Annotated in this window: 19 protein-coding genes; 9 read left to right on the top strand and 10 right to left on the bottom strand. The window is 48.7% G+C overall.

Annotated elements, in window-relative coordinates:
• Positions 1-358 precede the first annotated feature (358 nt).
• From WCN91_RS00410 to WCN91_RS15150, 3 genes are all read right to left on the bottom strand, one after another.
• Positions 359-598 carry a carboxymuconolactone decarboxylase family protein gene (locus tag WCN91_RS00410; RefSeq protein WP_342675462.1) on the bottom strand — a complete coding sequence of 80 codons (240 nt, stop codon included), beginning with the start codon at positions 596-598 and terminating at the stop codon, positions 359-361.
• A 29-nt stretch (positions 599-627) separates the two neighbouring features.
• Entirely contained in the window at positions 628-879 is a 252-nt protein-coding gene (locus WCN91_RS15155; RefSeq protein ID WP_425415995.1) for a hypothetical protein, read from the bottom strand.
• Positions 880-1,394: 515 nt separating this feature from the next.
• Positions 1,395-1,670 carry an SLAC1 family transporter gene (locus WCN91_RS15150; protein ID WP_425415989.1) on the bottom strand — a complete coding sequence of 92 codons (276 nt, stop codon included), beginning with the start codon at positions 1,668-1,670 and terminating at the stop codon, positions 1,395-1,397.
• A gap of 232 nt (positions 1,671-1,902) precedes the next feature.
• Between WCN91_RS15150 and prfC the strand changes: the two genes are divergently transcribed.
• The 4 genes from prfC to WCN91_RS00380 all read left to right on the top strand — a co-directional run bounded on the left by prfC (position 1,903) and on the right by WCN91_RS00380 (position 7,045).
• On the top strand, positions 1,903-3,495 hold the full coding sequence (gene prfC / locus WCN91_RS00395) for a peptide chain release factor 3 (protein ID WP_342675461.1): 1,593 nt from the start codon (positions 1,903-1,905) through the stop codon (positions 3,493-3,495).
• Positions 3,496-3,554: 59 nt separating this feature from the next.
• The gene (gene argS, locus WCN91_RS00390; protein WP_342675460.1) at positions 3,555-5,297 is read left to right on the top strand and encodes an arginine--tRNA ligase; all 1,743 of its coding nucleotides are present in this window, start codon (positions 3,555-3,557) and stop codon (positions 5,295-5,297) included.
• A 342-nt stretch (positions 5,298-5,639) separates the two neighbouring features.
• On the top strand, positions 5,640-6,278 hold the full coding sequence (gene pdxH / locus WCN91_RS00385; RefSeq protein ID WP_342675459.1) for a pyridoxamine 5'-phosphate oxidase: 639 nt from the start codon (positions 5,640-5,642) through the stop codon (positions 6,276-6,278).
• Complete coding sequence (locus WCN91_RS00380) at positions 6,278-7,045, top strand: TatD family hydrolase (RefSeq protein ID WP_342675458.1); 768 nt, start codon at positions 6,278-6,280, stop codon at positions 7,043-7,045. The genes pdxH and WCN91_RS00380 overlap by 1 nt, the downstream gene beginning before the upstream one ends.
• Here the strand turns inward: WCN91_RS00380 and WCN91_RS00375 are convergent.
• Positions 7,012-7,635, bottom strand: a complete 624-nt coding sequence (locus WCN91_RS00375; protein WP_342675457.1) for an AhpA/YtjB family protein — start codon at positions 7,633-7,635, stop codon at positions 7,012-7,014. The genes WCN91_RS00380 and WCN91_RS00375 overlap by 34 nt on opposite strands.
• Positions 7,636-7,723: 88 nt before the next feature.
• Here WCN91_RS00375 and serB point away from each other — a divergent pair, with 88 nt between their 5' ends.
• Positions 7,724-8,737, top strand: coding sequence for a phosphoserine phosphatase SerB (serB, locus tag WCN91_RS00370; protein ID WP_342675456.1), 1,014 nt, complete (start codon positions 7,724-7,726; stop codon positions 8,735-8,737).
• Here serB and WCN91_RS00365 read toward each other — a convergent pair.
• Positions 8,734-11,199 (bottom strand): PilZ domain-containing protein, encoded by a 2,466-nt coding sequence (locus WCN91_RS00365; RefSeq protein WP_342675455.1) that lies wholly within the window; start codon positions 11,197-11,199, stop codon positions 8,734-8,736. The genes serB and WCN91_RS00365 overlap by 4 nt on opposite strands.
• A gap of 125 nt (positions 11,200-11,324) precedes the next feature.
• Between WCN91_RS00365 and radA the strand changes: the two genes are divergently transcribed.
• From radA to yghU, 4 genes are all read left to right on the top strand, one after another.
• Positions 11,325-12,695 (top strand): DNA repair protein RadA, encoded by a 1,371-nt coding sequence (gene radA, locus WCN91_RS00360; RefSeq protein ID WP_342675454.1) that lies wholly within the window; start codon positions 11,325-11,327, stop codon positions 12,693-12,695.
• A gap of 52 nt (positions 12,696-12,747) precedes the next feature.
• Complete coding sequence (locus tag WCN91_RS00355; RefSeq protein ID WP_342675453.1) at positions 12,748-13,656, top strand: hypothetical protein; 909 nt, start codon at positions 12,748-12,750, stop codon at positions 13,654-13,656.
• A 90-nt stretch (positions 13,657-13,746) separates the two neighbouring features.
• Positions 13,747-14,439 carry a hypothetical protein gene (locus tag WCN91_RS00350; protein WP_342675452.1) on the top strand — a complete coding sequence of 231 codons (693 nt, stop codon included), beginning with the start codon at positions 13,747-13,749 and terminating at the stop codon, positions 14,437-14,439.
• Positions 14,440-14,542: 103 nt separating this feature from the next.
• Positions 14,543-15,382 carry a glutathione-dependent disulfide-bond oxidoreductase gene (gene yghU, locus WCN91_RS00345; RefSeq protein ID WP_342675451.1) on the top strand — a complete coding sequence of 280 codons (840 nt, stop codon included), beginning with the start codon at positions 14,543-14,545 and terminating at the stop codon, positions 15,380-15,382.
• 74 nt (positions 15,383-15,456) lie between these two features.
• Here the strand turns inward: yghU and serA are convergent, their stop codons facing one another.
• From serA to WCN91_RS00320, 5 genes are all read right to left on the bottom strand, one after another.
• Positions 15,457-16,686, bottom strand: a complete 1,230-nt coding sequence (serA, locus tag WCN91_RS00340; RefSeq protein WP_342675450.1) for a phosphoglycerate dehydrogenase — start codon at positions 16,684-16,686, stop codon at positions 15,457-15,459.
• A 13-nt stretch (positions 16,687-16,699) separates the two neighbouring features.
• A complete protein-coding gene (gene rpiA, locus WCN91_RS00335; protein ID WP_342675449.1) occupies positions 16,700-17,353 on the bottom strand; it encodes a ribose-5-phosphate isomerase RpiA in 654 nt (217 codons plus the stop codon).
• Between the two features lie 48 nt (positions 17,354-17,401).
• On the bottom strand, positions 17,402-18,001 hold the full coding sequence (locus WCN91_RS00330) for a 5-formyltetrahydrofolate cyclo-ligase (protein WP_425415988.1): 600 nt from the start codon (positions 17,999-18,001) through the stop codon (positions 17,402-17,404).
• A gap of 12 nt (positions 18,002-18,013) precedes the next feature.
• Positions 18,014-18,559: a hypothetical protein gene (locus WCN91_RS00325; RefSeq protein WP_342675447.1), complete on the bottom strand. Its 546-nt coding sequence runs from the start codon at positions 18,557-18,559 to the stop codon at positions 18,014-18,016.
• A 516-nt stretch (positions 18,560-19,075) separates the two neighbouring features.
• Positions 19,076-20,614, bottom strand: coding sequence for a S10 family peptidase (locus WCN91_RS00320; protein WP_342675446.1), 1,539 nt, complete (start codon positions 20,612-20,614; stop codon positions 19,076-19,078).
• Between the last annotated feature and the right edge of the window lies 1 nt (position 20,615).

The raw sequence follows: 20,615 nt of genomic DNA, 5'->3' as shown, positions 1-20,615 counted from the left end.
GGAGAATTTACCAAACCTAGTTGAATACAGAATTGCCTTGACAAAGAGGGGAGTACAGCTTTCGGGTAGTTATTTTTGTAACGAGGTTCAGGCATGAGGTTCAATTAATCTATGTAGCCGATCTGATTGTAACTTATTGATTTAGTTTTTCTGATTAATTGATGACATCCGCTTCATTACCATCATTGGACTCAGAGCTATGAATTTAACGATGCTCTTAAACTTGGAGTCAGCTTTCGCCGGATAGGTTTTATTTAAGTAATCAATAATGTTTTTTCGATTAAACATTAAAGCCCAATCACGTGCTGTCATATTGGTTTTATTGGTTAGCTGTGGATTTGAACCGCGAATTCAACTCTTATCTGGAAGCACCTGCTTTAACCGCTGCTTCAACGTGGTAACCGATACAGGCATCACAACGGACATTGATGGCAACCGCAACTGCGATAAGCTCTTTATACTTGGTTTCCATAGCGCCCGGAGCAAAAGCTGCCTTGTGAAGACTTAAAAAAGCGTTGAGAGTATCAGGGCTCTCTTTTCGAAAAGCGGAACCTAATTTGCGTTGTTGCTGATCAATATCTGTATAATTTTTACTCATAACTTTACCTTAGTTGTATATTCAAATCTTTAATCTGGCTTGCATATTTCACCGGCTCTTCTGGCTTTGAATGTATTAAATGAAAGCCACAGAATTAAAAGATTTAGGCATCCTAATAGCGCTAAACCCATATAGAAGTATTCAGGTGGCTGAGCTAGCTCGGCATATCTAAACAGAGCGACATTAAAAGCTGCTACCGGAAATGAAAAAGCCCAGGATGAAAGATAAAACCCATCTTTTCGAAATTGATGGTATTGAGCACCAGCAAAATGGCGGTGAATAGTGCAACAGAAGCAAGTATTTTGGATAAGTCAGTTCTGGTACTAGGGTCTGTTTATCTTTGCGGTTTACTTTATGTTCAATCTAAACGCATTCTGATGAATATAATCGCTGATTTATGTGGTTAAATTCATCCATGAAGCTTGGTTACATCGCGCATCCATGCGCTCACCTCGCTAAGCTGCGAAGCATTGCTTCGGTCTTGCTCGCCTATGTACATAGCGAGCAACACAGAGCAGGATGCGTTTAGATGAACCCGCAGGGCAGCGCTTGTAGCGCATTTCTACTGTGTTGTTACATGTTTATGTAGAATAACTACACCACACATGTGCCGCCTTGTATAAATACACTACAAACTGCTGCAAAAACGAACAACAAAGGTCAACAGACCCTAGTGAGCTTTAGGACACAAAGCGAATGGATGGTGGTGCTAATAGATATACAGCATGGGTTTAAAACGTGTTGGCAGAGCTTCGTGAAAAATCAAACGGTTGGTAATGATGGTTAATAGCACCATTCAAAAAACAATACCTACGCTGAAAAAGAACCAGCTTACCTCGATATATCCCAACTTAGCACCGGTGATTGGAGCAATAATGTTACCAACAACCGGAATAAACCAACTCGGGTTGGCGTGCTCTAGTCGATAGTGGTTTATAGATAAATTGTTCATATCAAGCCATGTTGGGAATATTGGCAGGCAATACCGATCAACGGCAACTGCACCATCATCGGTGTAGTACGACAAGCTATCATCGATTTCTGGTAGCGAAGGAATTTGTGGTTTAGCCACAGTTGTTCATGAGCTGAAGAAGCAACGATTGCAAACAGCTACAACTGAGCATTGGCGTACGCTGTGAGTAAATGTTAGCCGATTAGATAACCATTGATTGTTTATAAAGTCAAGATCAGCGAAAATAGCGGCCAATTACTATTAACACGACGGATTTTACAAGCGAAGAACTGAAAAGAGAGTACTTCCAAAAGTGTGTACAAATCCGTGTACAAACTAAAAGAATTTATACATGGCAAACCAAGATTTTCTTAATGAAATCAATAAGCGAAGGACCTTTGCTATCATCTCGCACCCGGATGCGGGTAAAACAACTATTACCGAGAAGGTACTCCTGTTCGGGCAGGCCATACAAAAGGCCGGTACGGTTAAGGGTCGTGGCTCTAACCAGCATGCCAAGTCGGACTGGATGGAAATGGAAAAAGAGCGTGGTATCTCGGTAACCACCTCGGTAATGCAGTTTCCTTACAATGAGCGCTTAGTTAACTTGTTGGACACCCCGGGACACGAAGACTTCTCGGAAGACACCTACCGCACATTGACCGCTGTTGACTCTTGCTTGATGGTGATCGACGCCGCCAAGGGTGTAGAGGACCGTACTCGCAAGCTGATGGAAGTAACGCGTTTACGTGATACGCCGATCGTTACCTTTATGAACAAATTGGACCGCGATATTCGTGACCCAATGGAGCTTCTTGATGAGGTGGAAACCGAGCTTAACATCATGTGTGCGCCCATTACCTGGCCTATCGGTTGTGGTAAAGAATTTAAGGGTGTGTATCACCTGCACCGTGACGAGACCATCTTGTACCAAACGGGTCACGGCCACACCATTCAGGATGTGCGCACCATCAAGGGTCTGGACAGCGCCGAGCTGGATGCCGCCGTGGGCGAGAGCTTGGCCGAGCAACTGCGTGAAGAAATCGAGCTGGTACAAGGTGCGTCAAACGAATTTGATCTGGAAATGTTCCTAAGCGGTGACCTAACGCCTGTTTATTTCGGTACTGCCCTAGGTAACTTTGGTGTTGACCATATGCTAGACGGTTTAACCGAGTGGGCGCCGGCGCCGATGCCGCGTAAAACCGATGATGAGCGCGAGGTGAGCGCAGAAGACGAGAAGTTCACCGGTTTCGTCTTTAAAATTCAGGCCAATATGGACCCTAAACACCGCGACCGTATCGCCTTTATGCGTATTGTATCGGGCAAATACAGCCAGGGCATGAAGATGAACCATGTGCGCTTAGGTAAGCAGGTGAGCATTTCTGATGCGGTAACCTTTATGGCCGGTGATCGTGAGCGTGCACAAGATGCTTACGCCGGCGATATCATAGGTCTACACAACCATGGCACCATTCAAATCGGTGATACCTTTACCGACGGTGAAAAGCTCAAATTCAGCGGTATTCCAAATTTCGCGCCTGAGCTGTTCCGCCGTATTCGTTTAAAAGATCCTCTTAAGCAAAAGCAATTGCTTAAAGGCCTGGTACAGCTTTCAGAAGAAGGCGCGGTGCAGGTATTCCGTCCGCTTATTAACAACGACCTGATCGTAGGCGCCGTAGGTGTGCTGCAGTTTGACGTGGTTGTGGCACGCTTAAAAGCGGAATACAAGGTAGATGCCATTTATGAGAGCGTCAACGTTAACACCGCGCGCTGGGTATCAAGCGATGATGTGAAGAAGTTTGAAGAATTCAAACGTAAGTGCGAAGCGAACCTGGCTCTTGATGGCGGTGATAACCTCACCTACATAGCGCCAACCCGTGTAAACTTAAATCTGTCGATGGAACGCTATCCTGAAGTGATCTTCAGTGAGACCCGTGAGCACTAATCGCCCCTAATTTATCTCGGCCAGCGTAATGCTGGCCCAATTGCAAGGTAACTGCAACGATGAACATTAAACAAATTTTAATCGACAAAGCCAATGCCGCCATGCTTGCTGCGGGGCTTGAAGAAGGCACTAATCCAGCGGTAACGCAAAGCACGCGTCCGCAGTTCGGTGATTACCAAATCAATGGCGCCATGGGCGCGGCCAAAAAACTAAAAACCAACCCCCGTGAACTGGCGCAAAAAATTATCGATGCGTTAGACGTATCCGATTTAGCGGATAAGGTTGAAATTGCCGGCCCAGGTTTTATCAATATTCACCTTAAGCCCGAGTTCCTGGCCGAGTCTGTGGCCAGCGCCAACCAGGACGCCAAACTGGGTGTGGCCGAGCACGCCAAAGCCGACACGGTTGTGGTTGACTATTCATCGCCTAACCTGGCCAAAGAAATGCACGTGGGTCACCTGCGCTCAACCATTATCGGTGATGCCATTGCTCGTACCCTGGAGTTCCGTGGCGACAAAGTCATTCGTCAAAACCACATGGGCGACTGGGGCACACAATTCGGTATGTTGATTGCGCACCTTGAAGACTTGTTAAACGACGGTGTTGATCTTGAGAAAGTAGCCCTTGCGGACCTTGAGAGCTTCTACCGCGACGCGAAGAAGCGCTTTGACGACGAAGAAGGTTTTGCCGATCGCGCTCGTGAATACGTAGTAAAACTACAGCAAGGTGATGCGCATTGCGACAAGCTGTGGCAAATGTTTATCGATACCTCGGTGAAACACTCAGAAGAAGTATATGCCAAGCTCAACGTGACACTTAAGCGTGAAGACATCTATGCAGAAAGCGCGTACAACAGCGAACTTCAACGCATAATTGATGTACTTCGTGAGAAGGGTATTGCTAAAGAAGACCAAGGTGCACAAGTTGTATTCATCGACGAGTTGGCGAACAAAGATGGTGAGCCGTCAGTATTCATCGTGCAAAAATCAGGTGGTGGCTTCTTGTATGCTACAACCGACCTTGCAGCGTGTGAATACCGTTCACACACGTTGGGCGCAGATCGCATCATGATTTTTGTCGATGCACGTCAAAGCCTGCACTTTAGCCAGGTAGAAATCACGGCACGTAAAGCCGGTTTCTTACGCGACGAAACAAGCTATGAATTCTGCCCATTCGGCACCATGATGGGTGAAGACGGTAAGCCATTTAAAACTCGTACGGGTGGCACCGTTAAATTAGCTGACCTTCTCGATGAAGCGGTAACCCGTGCAAAAGCGAAGCTATCTGAGCGTGAGTCACCACTGAGCGACCAAGAGCAAGAAGAAATTGCCAGCAAAGTCGGTATTGGCGCAGTGAAATATGCAGACCTTTCAAAGCACCGTACCAGCGACTATATCTTTAACTGGGACACCATGCTGAGCTTCGAAGGTGCTACGGCTCCTTACCTGCAATATGCCTATACGCGTGTTAAGAGTATCTTCCGCAAGGCCGGTATCGACAGCGCCGCACACCAGGCGCCGGTAGTGATTGCCGAGCCACAGGAAAAAGCATTGGCCATTAAACTGATGCAGTTTGAAGAAGTGCTGGATCAAATGGTCAGTGACGCCACGCCGCACGTATTGTGTGGTTACTTGTATGAGCTTGCAAGCCTGTATATGAGTTTCTACGAAGCCTGTCCAGTATTAAAAGAGGGTGTGAGCGAAGAAGACAAGAACAGCCGTTTGGTGCTTTGCTCGCTGGTGGCCAAGACGCTACAGAAAGGCCTGGATCTTCTAGGTATCGAGGTTATGGAGCAAATGTAATCTCAGCGGCCTGTAGTTCGCTTTGACGACGTTGGTACTCTTTTTGAATACTAGTCACATACTTTATGTATGCTCTTAGGTATAAAAAAGAGTACCGCCTTGTCAGCGCTCCTACACTTGCAGAATCAGGCGGCCTGTAGTTCGTTTTAGCTGCGTTAGAGAAATGATTGAGTCAGAGTAACATACTAGATGTATACTCCTTGACATAAATCATTTCTCTGCCTTGCTAGTACTCCTACACTTGCTGATGTGATTTGTAGGTCGTTGTTTTTCGCTTTGTAGGCGAGGCTTTAGCCTTGCGATTTGTGTGTTAGACGGCGGTGATAATTAGAAGGATTTGCTATGAAACTTGATGATATTCGTCGTGAATATTTACAAGGCGGGTTGGATGAGAGCATGCTCGAGGCCACGCCCATTGCGCAATTTGAAAAATGGCTTGAGCAGGCCATAAAGGCGCAAATTCCAGACCCGACGGCCATGGTGGTGGCGACTGTGGATGAGCAGGGTCAGCCTTCGCAGCGTATTGTGCTGCTGAAAAATCTGGATGAAAACGGTTTTGTTTTCTTTACTAACACAGGCTCACGTAAGGCCAGTGAATTGGCGAAGAACAATAAGATCAGCCTGCATTTCCCCTGGCATATGTTTGAGCGCCAGGTAATAGTCTATGGCGAAGCTCAGCCCTTGCCGGTATCTGATGTAGCCAAATACTTCTTATCCCGCCCTAAAGAAAGCCAGCTCGCAGCCTGGGCATCGAGCCAAAGCCGACCCGTGTCATCACGCCAGGTATTGATGGAAAAATTCGCGCAAATGAAGAATAAGTTTGCCAAAGGGGAGATCCCCTTGCCGGATTTTTGGGGCGGTTATTGCGTAAAGCCCGCCAAGATGGAGTTTTGGCAAGGCGGCGCCCATCGTCTGCACGACCGCTTTATGTATATTCGCCAGCAAGATAACAGCTGGCGTGTTGAGCGCTTAAATCCCTAATGCGCTTTATCGACTCCCATTGTCATCTCGATTTTAGTGAATTCGATGAAGACAGAGCGCGGTGCATCGCTAATGCCCGTTCGCTGGGAGTCACACACCTGGTGGTGCCGGGTATCAGCCTGGCCCAATCCAACAATCTGCTGACCTTCACCAAACAATACCCCAGCACTTATATCAGCGCCGGTTTGCACCCTTACTTCTTAGAGCAACATCAAGAGCAACACATCGATGAGTTGGGCGATTTAATAGCGGCCAATCACGACAGCTTTGTTGCCGTTGGCGAATGTGGTCTGGATAGAAGTATCGGTGAGCTAGAGAAACAGCGAAGCCTATTTGAGGCGCAAATCGCTTTGGCCAATGAATTTGAGCTGCCGCTGATTGTCCATCACAGGCAAAGTCACGACCTAATCGCTGCCAGCTTTAAGCGCTGCCCGCCCAAATTTGGCGGTGTGATCCATGCGTTTTCTGGCTCATCTCAGGTGGGAGAAACTTATATCAAGGCGGGGTTTAAACTCGGGGTAGGGGGCACCATTACCTATGCCCGGGCGCAGAAAACTCAACAAGCCCTTCAGCATGTGGGCATCGAGCATCTGCTACTCGAAACCGATGCGCCGAGCATGCCGCTATGCGGCTATCAGGGGCAAAGAAATACCACAGAGCGCATACCTAATGTGTTTTTAGCCCTGGCTGCGCTTTTGCAACGGCAGGATTATGAGGCTCTAAGCGAGCAGCTTTATCTGAATTGTTTGGCCTTTTTGCGAAAGTAACGCTTTAACTGCCAGCGTTTTAGCCCGCGACCCAGCTGCCAAGTAAAAATACAGCAGATCAGCAGCATCAAGAGCACCTGACGACCGACTTCATGAAAATAGCGGTGGCTGGTGTCTATGGCGGTTTGCGGCAGGTAGTTGACCCGGGCAAAACCTATGGGCTTGTTGTCTTGTGAGGAGTTGATGGGCACCACTATGGGTTGTGCGAGTTTGCTGATCCCCGGCGTAGCCTGAGTGATCCCCAAGTCGGCTTGATATGGGCTGTAGGCTTCGCTGTGTGCCTGAGCCGTGCCATGTATATCGTAAATAACCGCGCTTTGGATCACCGCATCACTGCTTAGCTGATTGGTCAGCTCACCCAGACGAGGCTTATTGTTTTGCTCCAATGGCGCAGCTGCGGTCAGCGCTAGCTGCTGCGACAGGCTTTTGGCACTGTGATAGCCCTGCTGATAAAGCATATGGTGACCTTGAAAGCTGGTGTTAAAGGCCATCCAGGTCAGTAATACAAAACACAGCGCGGCAAATATCAAGCGTCTAAGACGTTGCCATCGCGAGCTGCGCACCGGGTTTTTTACTTGTTTATTTTTCATATCACTCATGTGGTTACTGACTTTCGTGGCTATCGGTGATTAAATTGGCATTGCCGTATCACGACTACATTTCGCCTGGGAGCCTTTGATGTCACAGCCTAATATTGCCTTTTCCACTTTAGCACAGCAAGACGATCTGTCCTTAAGTAATCAGCTAAGTTTAAACCTTTGGTATGACATCGACCATCCGTCTTTGGTGGCAGAAAACAAGGCGCAATCCCCAACTTATGTACTGCTATTCGGTTTTCAACTGGGTATGCAAGTGGCTAATTTAGCACAACAATTACAGCTATGGTCGAGCCAAATCAGTTCAGTGTGCCGCTTTGAAGCCCACCGCGACCTGCCTCCGGCCTTTGTTTTTGCCGTGTATGGCGGTATGCCTGAATTGGCGCAGCAACTTAAGCAATATAGCGCCGATAATGGCGTGCAATGCGCAGCCCTGGTTAATCCGCCTCAGCTAAGCGCGCCCGGATTACTGGTGATGGATATGGACTCTACCGCCATTACCATTGAATGTATTGATGAAATTGCCCGCCTCGGCGGTGTTTATGATGAAGTAGCGGCGGTCACTGCACAGGCCATGGCCGGAAAACTTGAATTTAGCGCCAGCCTGCGCCAGCGAGTAGCCAAGTTAACGGGGATCCCGTTAGAGCTGGTGGCCGAGCTGCAAAGCCAGTTACCGCTTATGCCCGGCATAGAGCAGGTGTGCGAGGTTTTGAAACAACATAATTGGCATCTGGCCATAGCCTCTGGTGGCTTTGTGCCCTTTGCCGCTCAGGTGCAAAAGTTGTTAAATCTGGACCGTATTCATGCCAATGAGCTGGATGACGATGGTCAGGTCTTAGTGGGTACTGTGAGTGGGAAAATCGTCGATGCCGAGGAAAAGGCACGCTTTCTATCTGCCTATCGCGATGAGCTGGGCCTGGCAAAAGCACAAACCCTGGCCATAGGCGATGGCGCCAATGATCTGCCGATGCTGCATCAGGCCGGTTTAGGGGTAGCCGTACATGGTAAGGCCAAGGTTGTGGTCGAGGCCCCAGCGGCTATCACCGCCGGTAGCCTGGCACAACTGCTTTATTTTTTAACTATTCCAGCACGTTAACCTATACGTTGTAGCCATTTAGTACGGCGCTCGACCATGCTCTGGTAAGCGCCGATATCCACATGAACAAGCCGCGGTATTAGCTCATCTATGGCCAGGGCATCTATCACCCCTTCTACCTGCCACAGGGCATCTTCTAATTCTTTGGCCTTGTGTAGGGCGTAATGACTAATGTATTTCAGCTCGCTGAGCAGATACTTGGTGTCCGGGCGTCCGGTTTTGGATAGAAACAGCCGGTAGCAAAATAGCAAGCCACCATCTAGCGCATCGTTAATAAAGGGCGTCAGTGCCTTATAGTCTTGCTCAAGGGTAAGGCAACGACAGCTTATGGCATCAATAATCTTGTCTTCTTTAGGGCGCACATGAATAAAGAGATCAAAGGCTTTGGCCTGCTCTTGACGATTGCTTTTATGCAGGGTGTCGGTGAGCAGCTGTAGGCTTTGGCCTTGGAGCAAGGCGCTTAAATCCGGGTGCTGGCCGAGCTCGCCAAAGTGTCGCCAAATACGGTGAATGCTGCTTTGATAGCGGCCAAGGCCGATGGCTCCAAGGGCTAGTTGGTTGTCTTTGTTGCAAAAATACAGTGGCGTTTGGCACAAATTTTTAATGACTATATTGCGCAGCGCCTTGGAAAGCCCAGGCACCTTGGGCTCTTCTTCGCATTGCTGCAACTTGTCCTTGTTGTTGTCGATCAGCTGGGCAAAAAACAGCACCCCGGCATGGGGTTGCCGACTTTTTTGATAAGCCTTAAGGTTTAAAACTGTGCCGCTTTTACTGACCGCCATCACCTCATAGGGCAATTGTGCCAGGTGAAACTTCTTGGTGATCTGTTGCAACTGGGGCAGGGCCAGGGTGATCACCTCGCCTTTTTTAATATTTGCTGCTTCGGTCAATTCAATTTGCATGCCCAATACGCTGAAATCCAGTGATTTAGCTTTTATTGCAATATCTTGGGCCGTGCTTACGGTGATCTCGGTAGCATACAAATAACGTTTATGGGCACGCAGGTTGGTGTATTCCAATGCCACTATTTCAAGCTCAGGGCTAGGGTAGCGGCGATGGCCAAATATCTTTAGTTGATTAACCTCAGAACGGTCTAGTTCATATCTACGCAGGCGCTGAGTTAGTGCCGGGCTGTGCAAAGGGGTTAGTAGACAAAGGTAACTGAGGTCACGCAAGTGGCTAAACACCCGAGCGCTGGGGGGCTTATTAAGTTTAGCAATGGCATCGCCGGCGGAGTCGGGCAGGGACAAGGGAATATGGGCATCATCAGCTTGTACCGGCAGTAGCTGTAATTTATGCACGCGCCAACTTTGTTTACGGCTGCCAAAGGCAAAAAACAGGGCGCGTAAATGAGGATGACTGGCCAGCTCCAACTCGGTGGCGCTATAGAAATAAATCTTGTTTTGGTGGCTATGGGTAAAGCTATATAAAAGCGTGTGTTTTATCTGGCCGGATTGTGCCAGCACCGAATGCAATCGGGTGTCGTTGAGAATACTGGTGATTACGGATTGGCGCTCTTCGTCACAAAAATAGGTGTGAGAATCCAGGTTATTTTCTGTAGTTAATAACAGATGTGGCTGCAGCTTGCCCTCTTGCTTACAGACAAAGGCAAACAGGGAATTAATACGGGGCAGATAGTATTGTTCGTAGCCCTTGGTCAGTACCGCATCCAGGGTGTTGTCTAAATTGACCTTGTAGCGACGTTTATTACCGTCGATAAAGCGCGCTAAAAAGGCATCAAACCCCGGAGTGTGCTGGTCTTCTCCACGCTTTAAGCGGGCATAGTAAAAATCTTTATCCAGGCTGGGCTCTATAGCCACCACTTGATATTGCACACCGTCTTTAAGGCCGAGCTCAAAGTCTTCCTCCAAGCCGGTGAAGCGCACCCAAACTGTTTGCCCGCGCTCAACTTGGCTATGGCGTGGTAATTTAATTTTCGCGCCGCTTAAGGAGATATCACTGGTTTTGCCTTCGATGTGCCTATCATTAACTAAGGCTTGTATCTTAATGGCGTAGTTCATGCGCTCTTGTTGGCGCGACTCATAGGAAGCAAAGCGAATAAGCCGATCACTTAGGCGCTCCTCATGCTCCACCTGAATTTTTTGCTGGCGTTGCTGGCGACGCTCATGCACCTGCTGCATCACCATTTCGTACACGGCTAAAGTGTAATCGCCAAAGCGTTTCACGCCCTGTTCAAAGGCGGCAATAGCTTCGGCATCAAGGAAGTGGTGCTGATTATGGTATTGGTAGCTTTGAATTTCACCCTTACTGAGGCCGCGCAAATCTAAAGCCCGATTACAGGGTTGGCGCAGGCGGTTTAACTCCATTTTAATAATGAACTGATCACCCTTGGAAAGCTCGGCAGTTTTGCTGTCAAAGACAGTGTTAAAGCTCTTTTCGCCAAGGTGCTGCTTAAGCTCTTGCACAAGAGGTTGATGTTTTTGGAGAATGTCTTCAGCCATGTATTAAACCATTACCCAGCGGTGAAAAACCGTTATACTGAGTGTCAAATTATTGTTTATTCTTTAATTACGCAAGTTTAAGCGCAAGGTTTAAACTCAATTAAAGCAAAAATTATGCCCTTACTATGGTAAAAAAGAAAACAGCCTTTGTATGTAACGAGTGTGGTGCCGAGTTTGCGCGCTGGCAAGGCCAGTGCAGTGAATGTAAGGCCTGGAACACTGTCACCGAATTTCGCGTGCCCTCGGTTAAAAACACCGGCCGCAGCAGCGCAACCAGCGGCTATGCCGGTCAGGTAGAAGCCAAAATCCAAACCCTGGATGAAGTCAATTTAGAAAGCCTGCCGCGCTTTTCCACCGGTTTTATCGAGTTCGATCGCGTGCTCGGCGGCGGCGTGGTGCCGGGTAGCGCCATTTTGATCGGCGGTGAGCCGGGTGCCGGTAAAAGTACCATCTTGCTGCAAACCATGTGTGGCCTGGCCGAGAGCATGAAAACCTTGTATGTCACCGGTGAGGAGTCGCTGCAGCAGGTGGCCATGCGCGCCAAGCGTTTGGGTTTGCCTACCGATAAGATGCAAACTCTGGCGGAAACCAATGTGGAAACCATTTGCCAGCTGGCCTTGCGTGAAAAGCCCAGCATCATGGTTATCGACTCCATTCAGGTGATGCATATGGCCGATATTCAGTCGGCACCGGGCAGCGTTTCTCAGGTGCGTGAAAGCGCTGCTTACCTTACCCGTTTTGCCAAGCAAAACCAGATAGCCATACTAATGGTGGGCCATGTAACTAAAGATGGCTCCTTGGCCGGTCCTAAGGTGCTAGAGCACTGTATCGATTGCTCTATCTTGCTTGAAGGCAGCAGCGACAGTCGTTTTCGTACCCTGCGCGGCAATAAAAACCGTTTTGGCGCGGTCAATGAGTTGGGTGTGTTTGCCATGACAGGTCAGGGCTTGCGCGAGGTAAAAAACCCTTCGGCTATATTCTTAAATCGTTCTCAGGAGCAAACGCCAGGCTCCTTGGTCATGGTGATCTGGGAAGGAACGCGTCCGCTGTTGGTGGAAGTGCAGGCCTTGGTGGACTATTCTCAGTTGGCAAACCCCCGTCGTGTGACCGTGGGCCTAGAGCAAAATCGTTTGGCCATGCTGTTGGCCGTACTGCATCGTCATGGTGGCCTGCAGGTGGCGGATCAAGACGTTTTCGTTAACGTGGTTGGCGGCGTTAAGGTGTCCGAAACCAGTGCCGATTTAGCATTAATTGTGGCCTTGGTTTCCAGCTTTAAGAACTATAGTTTAGAGCGTGAACTTGTGGTGTTTGGCGAGGTCGGTCTTGGCGGCGAAATTCGCCCCGTGCCCAGTGGTCAGGAGCGTCTACGCGAGGCCGCCAAACATGGCTTTAAGCGGGCCATAGTACCGGTGGATAACAAACCAAAAGAACCGATAGAGGGCATGCAGGTGCAGGCGGTTGCCAGCCTCAGCGAGGCTCTCGAAGCATTGTTTTAGGGTTGCGCCCTTAATTTAACTCGGAGCCTGGATAGCTCCCAAGGAACTTAGCATGAAGAGACTACTTATTGTTGCCGGCCTAGGGGTTATGACATTTGGCGGTTATAGCTACGCTAATTATTATGTCAGTAAAGAAGCCCGCAAAGACGTCGACGACTACTTATTGCAACTGCAGGCTCAAACTGGCTTGGATGTGCGTTATAAGGAAATAAGTAGCAACTTCTTCAACCAAAGCCTGGCGCTTAATACGGTCGCCCTTAAAGGGCCTGACGGCGTGCAATTTGCCGATATCGGCAGCATTGAATTAGCCGGCTTTTATCCTGTGCAGCCGAGCGATCATACGCGCATGGCTATTAAGGATATGACCTTTATGGGCCCTATGGTTGTCAACATACAGGAGCTTGAGGGTGAGCGTATCAATGTGGTCAGTGAATTTAACTACAGCGCTGCTAATGGCGATGCCGATGCTAAAACCGTGATCAATGCCGGTAAGCTTGCCGATGTCGAGCTGCGCTTTGCCATGACCAACTCTCAGGCGCTGATGGGTCTGCATCAACAATTTGAAGAATTGGATAAAAAAGGGCGAGGTAACTTGCAACAACAACTGGCACTGCAAAGCCAGTTGATGACGGCTATGACCGAAGTGGTGCCAAAAAGCTTTAGCTTTAAGCTGGATAACAATGGCAAGCTCAAGGATTTGATACAAAGAGTGGTTGCCGAGCAGGGCATGACTTATGAGCAATTTCAGCAACAGATGCAGCAGCATATAAACATGTCGCCAACACCGCAAGGGCTGCGTGATGCGGCATTGGGCTTTATCGAAGGCACAGAGCAGTTTAAGGTTTCCATGGCTCTGCCTGAGGGCACGACCGTAGCTCAGGTTAATGAGCAAATGATGTCCTTGATGGGGCAACCGGAAGAATTGGCGAAATACTTTAATTTAAAGGCTTCAGGGAAATAATCTTTTAGGTGGTGTTTAGGAAAAGACGGATTCAGCCCCGGCTTTTTTGTGGGTGAGTTTTTTTGACTAGCGCTCTGCGCTTGGATAGTTATGGATTCTAACTTAGAACAAATAGTGAAAATTGAAAAAGCAACGGATGGCTTCTTCAAGAAATCGGTAAGAATTGCTATCAGCCAAATGTTGGCTCAGCTTGTGCCTAAGGTGTTTTTGGCAAGAACCCTGACAGACAAAGATAGTAAAGAGATGCTGCTTGAACTTGCCAATACATATATAGATCTAAAAGATGAGGCTTTTAAGGATAGCGTGCGCAATGGCTCTCATTCCTTATGGGTATCGGCTGCTGTTTGTGAAAGCTGGGTGCAAGCCACTCTAGTGGATGATAAGGACTTGTCCGCAATAGAAAAAAGGGTGTTTTATCTGATCAATCGGTCATATAAGTCAAAGGTAGGGAAAAGCTCAGCCGCACTCATTGCCAGAGACCTAGCTTGGAAAAACTTTACCGAGTATACATCTTCAAGCTCTTGGATGAGATTTGCTTTAGAAGAAATAGATGAGCAATTTAGCAAGCAATGCTCTGGCATGACACCCTCTGAGCAGGATATAGCGCTAATACTCAAGCAAGCCGTCCACTATGTGCAATTTCAAAGTGACGCTATTCAAAGCCATATTCACGCTATGGAGACATATAGTACAGCCAGAAAGTCAGGCCTGCATTTGAATTTTAGCAGTGCCATCTCAGATTATATGGACGATGCACCTTATCTCGAAAAGTTCAGCACCTAACTAGCGCTTTGATTTACCTTTAGAGCAGATCACCCCTTGTTATATTTTATTTCGACCATAGGTCTAGTAGCTCAATGGCGAAAAATCATGCAAAGGAGCATTCATGAGCACAACACCCTATACTCCGCCTAAGGTCTGGCAGTTTGATAGTGAAAATGGCGGCAAATGGGCCAGTCTGAATAAACCAACATCAGGCGCAACCTTTGAACAGCAGCTGCCGCGCGGCCAGCACCCGTTTCAGCTCTATTCATTGGCCACTCCCAACGGCCAAAAAGTAACTATTATGTTTGAAGAGCTGCTGGCCAAGGGGATAAGCGATGCAGAGTATGATGCATTCTTGATTGAAATTAGTGAAGGCTCGCAGTTTGGCTCTGATTTTGTGGCCATTAACCCTAACTCAAAAATTCCTGCCTTGTTAGACACCAGCACTGAGCCTGCAACCCGGGTCTTTGAATCGGGCTCTATTTTGCTGTATTTGGCCCAGAAGTTTTCTTCCTTTATTCCCCAAGGTGCACAGGCTAAAACCGAGTGTATGAACTGGTTGTTTTGGCAAATGGCCAGCGCCCCTTATGTGGGAGGTGGTTTTGGTCACTTCTATGCCTATGCGCCGGAGCCGATGGAATACCCTATAAACCGTTTCGCCATGGAGACCAAGCGCCAGTTAGATGTGCTAGATAAACACCTGGCACAAAACGAATATATGGCTGGGGATGAATACTCCATTGCCGATATGGCTATCTGGCCCTGGTATGGTGCTCTAGTGCTGGGCCAGGCATATGATGCCGCCGAGTTTTTATCCGTGCATGAATATCGTCACCTGCTTGCCTGGGCGAAGAAAATTGAACAACGCCCGGCGGTGCAGCGCGGCCGACGCGTTAATCGCACTTGGGGCGAGGAAGATGAGCAATTGCGCGAGCGCCACAGCGCCGCTGATTTGGACTAGTCAGCCAATAAACAGGCACAAAAAAGCACAGCCTTGGCTGTGCTTTTTCACATCAGAGCACTGCTGTTGATAACTTAGTGCAAGATACGGGCGCGAATGGTGCCGTCTACGGCGCTCAGTTCTTTTAGTGCGACTTCCGAGTGGTCGCTGTCTACATCGATAACCACATAGCCTATGCTTTCGTCCGTTTGCAGGTACTGAGCGGCGATGTTGATACCGTGCTGGGCAAAGGCTTGGTTGATCTGTGTTAGCACACCCGGGCGGTTTTGGTGAATATGTAGCAGGCGGCTGCGGTTAGCCAGCTCCGGCAGGGCTACTTCTGGGAAGTTTACAGCCGTCATGCTTGAACCGTTATCCGAGTATTTGGCCAGCTTGCCAGCTACCTCGACGCCAATGCTTTCCTGGGCTTCTTGAGTTGAGCCACCCACATGCGGAGTCAAAATCACATTATCGAATTGGCGTAGTGGCGAGATAAACTCTTCGTCGTTTGACTTTGGCTCCACCGGGAATACATCGATGGCGGCACCTGAGAGGCTTTTATCTTCCAACGCTTCGGCCAGGGCATCAATATCGACTACAGTACCGCGTGAGGCGTTGATCAGTATGCTGCCTTTTTTCATTACCGCCAGTTCGGCGGTGCCGATCAGGTTTCTTGTTTGCGGTGTTTCCGGTACGTGCAGGCTCACCACATCTGAGCTTTGTAATAACTGAGTCAGGTTTTGGATCTGCTGGGCGTTACCCAAAGAAAGCTTGTCTTCGATATCATAGTACTGCACCGTCATGCCGATGTTTTCGGCCATGATGCCAAGCTGGGTGCCGATATGGCCATAACCTATAATACCTAAGGTTTTACCTCGGGCCTCAAATGAGCCTTCGGCGGTTTTTAACCATTGACCGCGGTGAGCCATGGCGTTGCGCAAAGGAATACCGCGCAATAACAGCAGGATTTCACCAAGGACTAGTTCGGCAACCGAACGGGTGTTGGAAAAAGGCGCGTTAAATACGGCGATACCGCGTTGTTTGGCGGCGCTTAAATCCACCTGGTTGGTGCCGATGCAGAAGCAACCCACGGCAATCAGTTTTTGTGCCGCGTCCAGTACCGCGTCGGTGATTTGCGTGCGTGAGCGAATACCCACAATGTGGGCATCACTGATACGCTCGATAAGCTCATTTTCAGGTAACGATGTTTTGACATAGTCGATATTGCTGTAGCCGTTGCGCTTAAGTGTTTCAATTGCGCTTTGGTGTACGCCTTCCAGCAAGAGAATCTTAATTTTATCTTTTGCTAACGATACCTTACTCATGTTCCTCATTCCTCTAACGTGTAGTTGGGCCCTGTGGCGTGCCGATGATCACAGTGTCGGCGCCGCGGTGGGCGAATAGACCATTGGTAACCACACCAACAATCTGATTTAAAGTCTGTTCCAGTGACTTGGCATCGGTGATCTGCAGGTTGTGCACATCTAAAATCACATTGCCGTTATCTGTCACAACGCCTTGTCGATAAACTGGGTCACCGCCAAGTTTTACAATTTCGCGGGCCACATAGCTGCGAGCCATGGGGATCACTTCAACGGGCAGTGGAAAATCGCCCAAGGTGTCGACCAATTTGCTGCTATCGACGATACAAATAAACTCTTTAGCCACGGCAGCAACGATTTTTTCGCGGGTTAACGCGGCGCCACCGCCTTTGATCATTTCGTTGTCGGCATTGATTTCATCGGCACCATCAACATAAATGTCTAGGCTATCAATATCATTTAATTCAAATACTTCGATGTCTAGGGCCTTTAGGCGCTCGGTCGAAGCTTGCGAACTTGATACCGCACCGCGGATATCGTCTTTCATTGTTGCCAGGGCATCAATAAAGTGATTAACCGTTGAACCGGTGCCAACACCAACTATGGTGCCTTTTTTTACATAATCGAGAGCAGCCCAGGCGGCTGCTTTTTTCATTTCGTCTTGAGTCATGTTGTGCTCGCAAATGAGTTAATAGCTAAGGTTGTGCATATTGTACCACTACCTGTGAGGGCAATAAATTCGCTCTGGGGTGACAATGTAATCTAATGGCACATCCCAACTGGCCACCGGCAGCGCATCTAGGTGCTGACATTGGTGCGCCACGCCGATTAATTTAGGGCGATGGGACGCATCCGGCGGTATCTGGGCAAAGGTGCGGTCGTAATATCCACCACCCATGCCTAAGCGATTACCCTGGCTATCAAAAGCCACCAAGGGGGTTAGGATAAAATCCAACGCCGCAACGGGGCTTACATGACTGCAATTCAACTCGGGCTCCAAGATACCATAGCGGTTTGTGGTCATGGGTGAATTTTCTTCATACCTTTGGAAGAGTAAATGCACCTGGGTAAAGGGGTGTAATATGGGCAAGAACGGGGTTGCTTTATTTTGCCAGAGCCATTGAAATACATAGTCTAAGCTAGGTTCTCCATCATTGCTTATATAGGTGCCTACTCGAGCGTTTTTTGGGTCTTTTATAACTTGAGAAATATTAATCTTCAGCGCTTTTGCGGCACTTTTTTGCTCTTCTGGAGTTAGCTCTTTGCGTAAATTTCGCATTTGCTTTCGAATGTCAACACGTTGCTCGTTAAATTGCATAGTGATCTTACATTAAAATTTAAACAGTTCGGGATAGAAATAGTCCACACCTAGTATGGCCAGCAGCAATGTGATCAGTACCAGGATAATTATTAATAACGGATGGCGATACAGGGACGGGCTCGGCGTTTCTAACTCATCATCCAGGCTGAGATCCAATGCCAGTTCATCATTATCCTTGCTTTGTTGCTGGCTCAGAAGCTGTTCGCTAAAGCGTTGATCCATATCGTCTAAACGCTCTTCAAGGCGGATCAAACTGCTAGTGATGTAATCTAAGGCTGCAAGCACTTGTTCATCTGCCCCGCTGGCGCCCGGCTGTGAACTTTGCGCGGGTACGACGATGCCCTTTAATCGGGTCTGAACACCTAGACTCGCCAATACCTTGGCCTGTTTAAGCGCCTTGGCCTTTTCACTGGCAGGAAAAATGGCCTTGCCGGCAAAAAACGCCTCGACCTGATGCTCGGCCAACTTAAGTTTTTGTTGCAGCGCCTTGGCGGCTTGCTCCATGCTTTGGTCTTTATCTAGGTGAGCAAAGAGCAGACGATATTGTTCACTCATATATTTCCTATGGTGATCATTGGGAGTGCCAGCGGCGACTCGGTTACACTTAGGCTTGAGTATAAATCCTTTTATTTAAAAAGAAAAAACCAAGCAGAGGCTATAAAAGCAATAAAAAACGCCGCACTAAAAAGCGCGGCGTTGTTGCGGTTTAGCTGAGCTCAGGTGCTTAGGGTCTGTTTATCTTTGCGGTTTACTTTATGTTCAATCTAAACGCATTCTGATGAATATAATCACTAATTTATGTGGTCAAATTCATCCATGAAGCTTGGTTACATCGCGCATCCATGCGCTCACCTCGCTAAGCTGCGAAGCATTGCTTCGGTCTTGCTCGCCTATGTTCATAGCGAGTAACACAGAGCAGGATGCGTTTAGATGAACCCGTAGGGCAGCGCTTGTAGCGCATTTCTACTGTGTTGTTACATGTTTATGTAGAATAACTACACCACACATGTGCCGCCTTGTATAAATACACTACAAACTGCTGCAGAAACGAACAACAAAGGTCAACAGACCCTAGTACTTGGCCGCTTCCCCTTCAGCCGGTAGGGCATTGATAATAAAGTCGCGCAGGTCGTTGTTTGAGCTCTCGAGATCAGCGCGACGCAGATACATCATATGGCCACTGCGGTAGCCCTTAAAGCTCAAACGCTCTTTCATCTTGCCGCTTGGGTCAAGTTGCCACATGGTGTATTTGGCATCGAAATAGTTGGTGGCACCGTCGAAATAACCGGCTTGAACCAGCACATTCAGATAAGGGTTTTGCGCCATGGCTAAACGCAGGTTTTCACCCGTATTGTTGTTGCTGCGATCCCAAGGGTGAACCGAGCCAAACATATTGTATTTAACGTCGGTTTTATAGTTAAGCTCTTCACGCAGATAGTAGTTGATGGCCGGGGTAAAGGAGTGCAACCAAGAGGTTAGCTCGGCCCAGTAGTCCGGGCGGTCGCCGGCGTTGCGCTTATCTATGCCCAGGTAACGTGAGTCCAGACGGCCCACTGTTTTACCCTGGCTGCGCAGCAACTCTTTCCAGAATGATGAGGTAGGAATATCCAGGTTGTTGTTTTCCACGTAAGTCGGCGATACACCGGCGTAGCGGGCCATTTGCGCAACAATACGCTGCTTTTCTTCGGCGCCGATAAAGCCGCCTTTTGCTATGGCTGGGATCAATTCGTTAACGGTAAAGTCTTCAACCTGAGGCAATAGCTCGTCCAGGTCAAGGGCTTGTAGCTCGGCGTCCAGCGCCTTGTGATACCAGGCGGTAGCGGCAAAGTAGGGCAGGCGGTTGGCCGCTTCTACCGGGCCTTCACGCTTGATACCAATCTCGGTAGGCGATACCAAGACTACGCCGTTAAGATACATCCACTGACTGTTTTGCAGCGCCAGCGCCAGACCTGCAACTCGGGTGGTGCCATAGCTTTCACCGATTAAAAACTTAGGTGAGCGCCAGCGATTGTGGCGACTGACAAAGGTATTTACCCATTCGGCCAGGTATTTAATGTCGGCGTTCACGCCAAAGAACATGTCTTTTTGCTGATCGCGACTAGGCAGCTTGCCATCGGCACCGGCCAGCACACGTGAATAACCTGTATTTACTGGGTTCACATAAAGAATGTCCGCTACATCCAGGACAGAATAAGGGTTCTCTTTTACGCCATAAGGCTGTACCGGGTAACCTTCATCGTCAATTTTTAGCACCTTGGGGCCGGTGTAGGCCAGGTGCATCCAGACCGAGGCTGAGCCCGGGCCACCGTTAAATGAAATCAACAGCGGGCGCTTGGTATCGTCATCCACACCGCCGCGCTTGTAGTAGGTATAGTGCAAGGTGGCGACTGCATCGCCGTTCTCATTCCATACCGGCTGAGTGCCGGTTTCGGCACTATAAGAAATACGCTCGCCGTTAATGCGGGCCTTATGCTCGGTAATAACCTTGCTGTCGATATCGATTTGGCGACCATGGGCCGCGGCATTATGTTGGTCTACCTCGGCCAGAGCCGATGGGGCGATGACCACGGCCAAAGACAGGGCCACGGCTTTTAAATGGGTTGAAAACATG

Origin of the sequence: Pseudoalteromonas qingdaonensis (assembly GCF_038739665.1) — a bacterium.
Lineage (GTDB): Bacteria > Pseudomonadota > Gammaproteobacteria > Enterobacterales > Alteromonadaceae > Pseudoalteromonas > Pseudoalteromonas qingdaonensis.
Note: the sequence above shows the minus strand (reverse complement) of the source record. Positions and strands in the feature narration are given on the sequence as shown.

Excerpts from the sequence above, each read along its gene's own strand:
- WCN91_RS00410 (WP_342675462.1), bottom strand. The coding sequence starts at position 598 with ATGAGTAAAAATTATACAGATATTGATCAGCAACAACGCAAATTAGGT.
- prfC (WP_342675461.1), top strand. The coding sequence starts at position 1,903 with ATGGCAAACCAAGATTTTCTTAATGAAATCAATAAGCGAAGGACCTTT.
- argS (WP_342675460.1), top strand. The coding sequence starts at position 3,555 with ATGAACATTAAACAAATTTTAATCGACAAAGCCAATGCCGCCATGCTT.
- pdxH (WP_342675459.1), top strand. The coding sequence starts at position 5,640 with ATGAAACTTGATGATATTCGTCGTGAATATTTACAAGGCGGGTTGGAT.
- WCN91_RS00380 (WP_342675458.1), top strand. The coding sequence starts at position 6,278 with ATGCGCTTTATCGACTCCCATTGTCATCTCGATTTTAGTGAATTCGAT.
- WCN91_RS00375 (WP_342675457.1), bottom strand. The coding sequence starts at position 7,635 with ATGAAAAATAAACAAGTAAAAAACCCGGTGCGCAGCTCGCGATGGCAA.
- serB (WP_342675456.1), top strand. The coding sequence starts at position 7,724 with ATGTCACAGCCTAATATTGCCTTTTCCACTTTAGCACAGCAAGACGAT.
- WCN91_RS00365 (WP_342675455.1), bottom strand. The coding sequence starts at position 11,199 with ATGGCTGAAGACATTCTCCAAAAACATCAACCTCTTGTGCAAGAGCTT.
- radA (WP_342675454.1), top strand. The coding sequence starts at position 11,325 with ATGGTAAAAAAGAAAACAGCCTTTGTATGTAACGAGTGTGGTGCCGAG.
- WCN91_RS00355 (WP_342675453.1), top strand. The coding sequence starts at position 12,748 with ATGAAGAGACTACTTATTGTTGCCGGCCTAGGGGTTATGACATTTGGC.
- WCN91_RS00350 (WP_342675452.1), top strand. The coding sequence starts at position 13,747 with ATGGATTCTAACTTAGAACAAATAGTGAAAATTGAAAAAGCAACGGAT.
- yghU (WP_342675451.1), top strand. The coding sequence starts at position 14,543 with ATGAGCACAACACCCTATACTCCGCCTAAGGTCTGGCAGTTTGATAGT.
- serA (WP_342675450.1), bottom strand. The coding sequence starts at position 16,686 with ATGAGTAAGGTATCGTTAGCAAAAGATAAAATTAAGATTCTCTTGCTG.
- rpiA (WP_342675449.1), bottom strand. The coding sequence starts at position 17,353 with ATGACTCAAGACGAAATGAAAAAAGCAGCCGCCTGGGCTGCTCTCGAT.
- WCN91_RS00330 (WP_425415988.1), bottom strand. The coding sequence starts at position 18,001 with ATGCAATTTAACGAGCAACGTGTTGACATTCGAAAGCAAATGCGAAAT.
- WCN91_RS00325 (WP_342675447.1), bottom strand. The coding sequence starts at position 18,559 with ATGAGTGAACAATATCGTCTGCTCTTTGCTCACCTAGATAAAGACCAA.
- WCN91_RS00320 (WP_342675446.1), bottom strand. The coding sequence starts at position 20,614 with ATGTTTTCAACCCATTTAAAAGCCGTGGCCCTGTCTTTGGCCGTGGTC.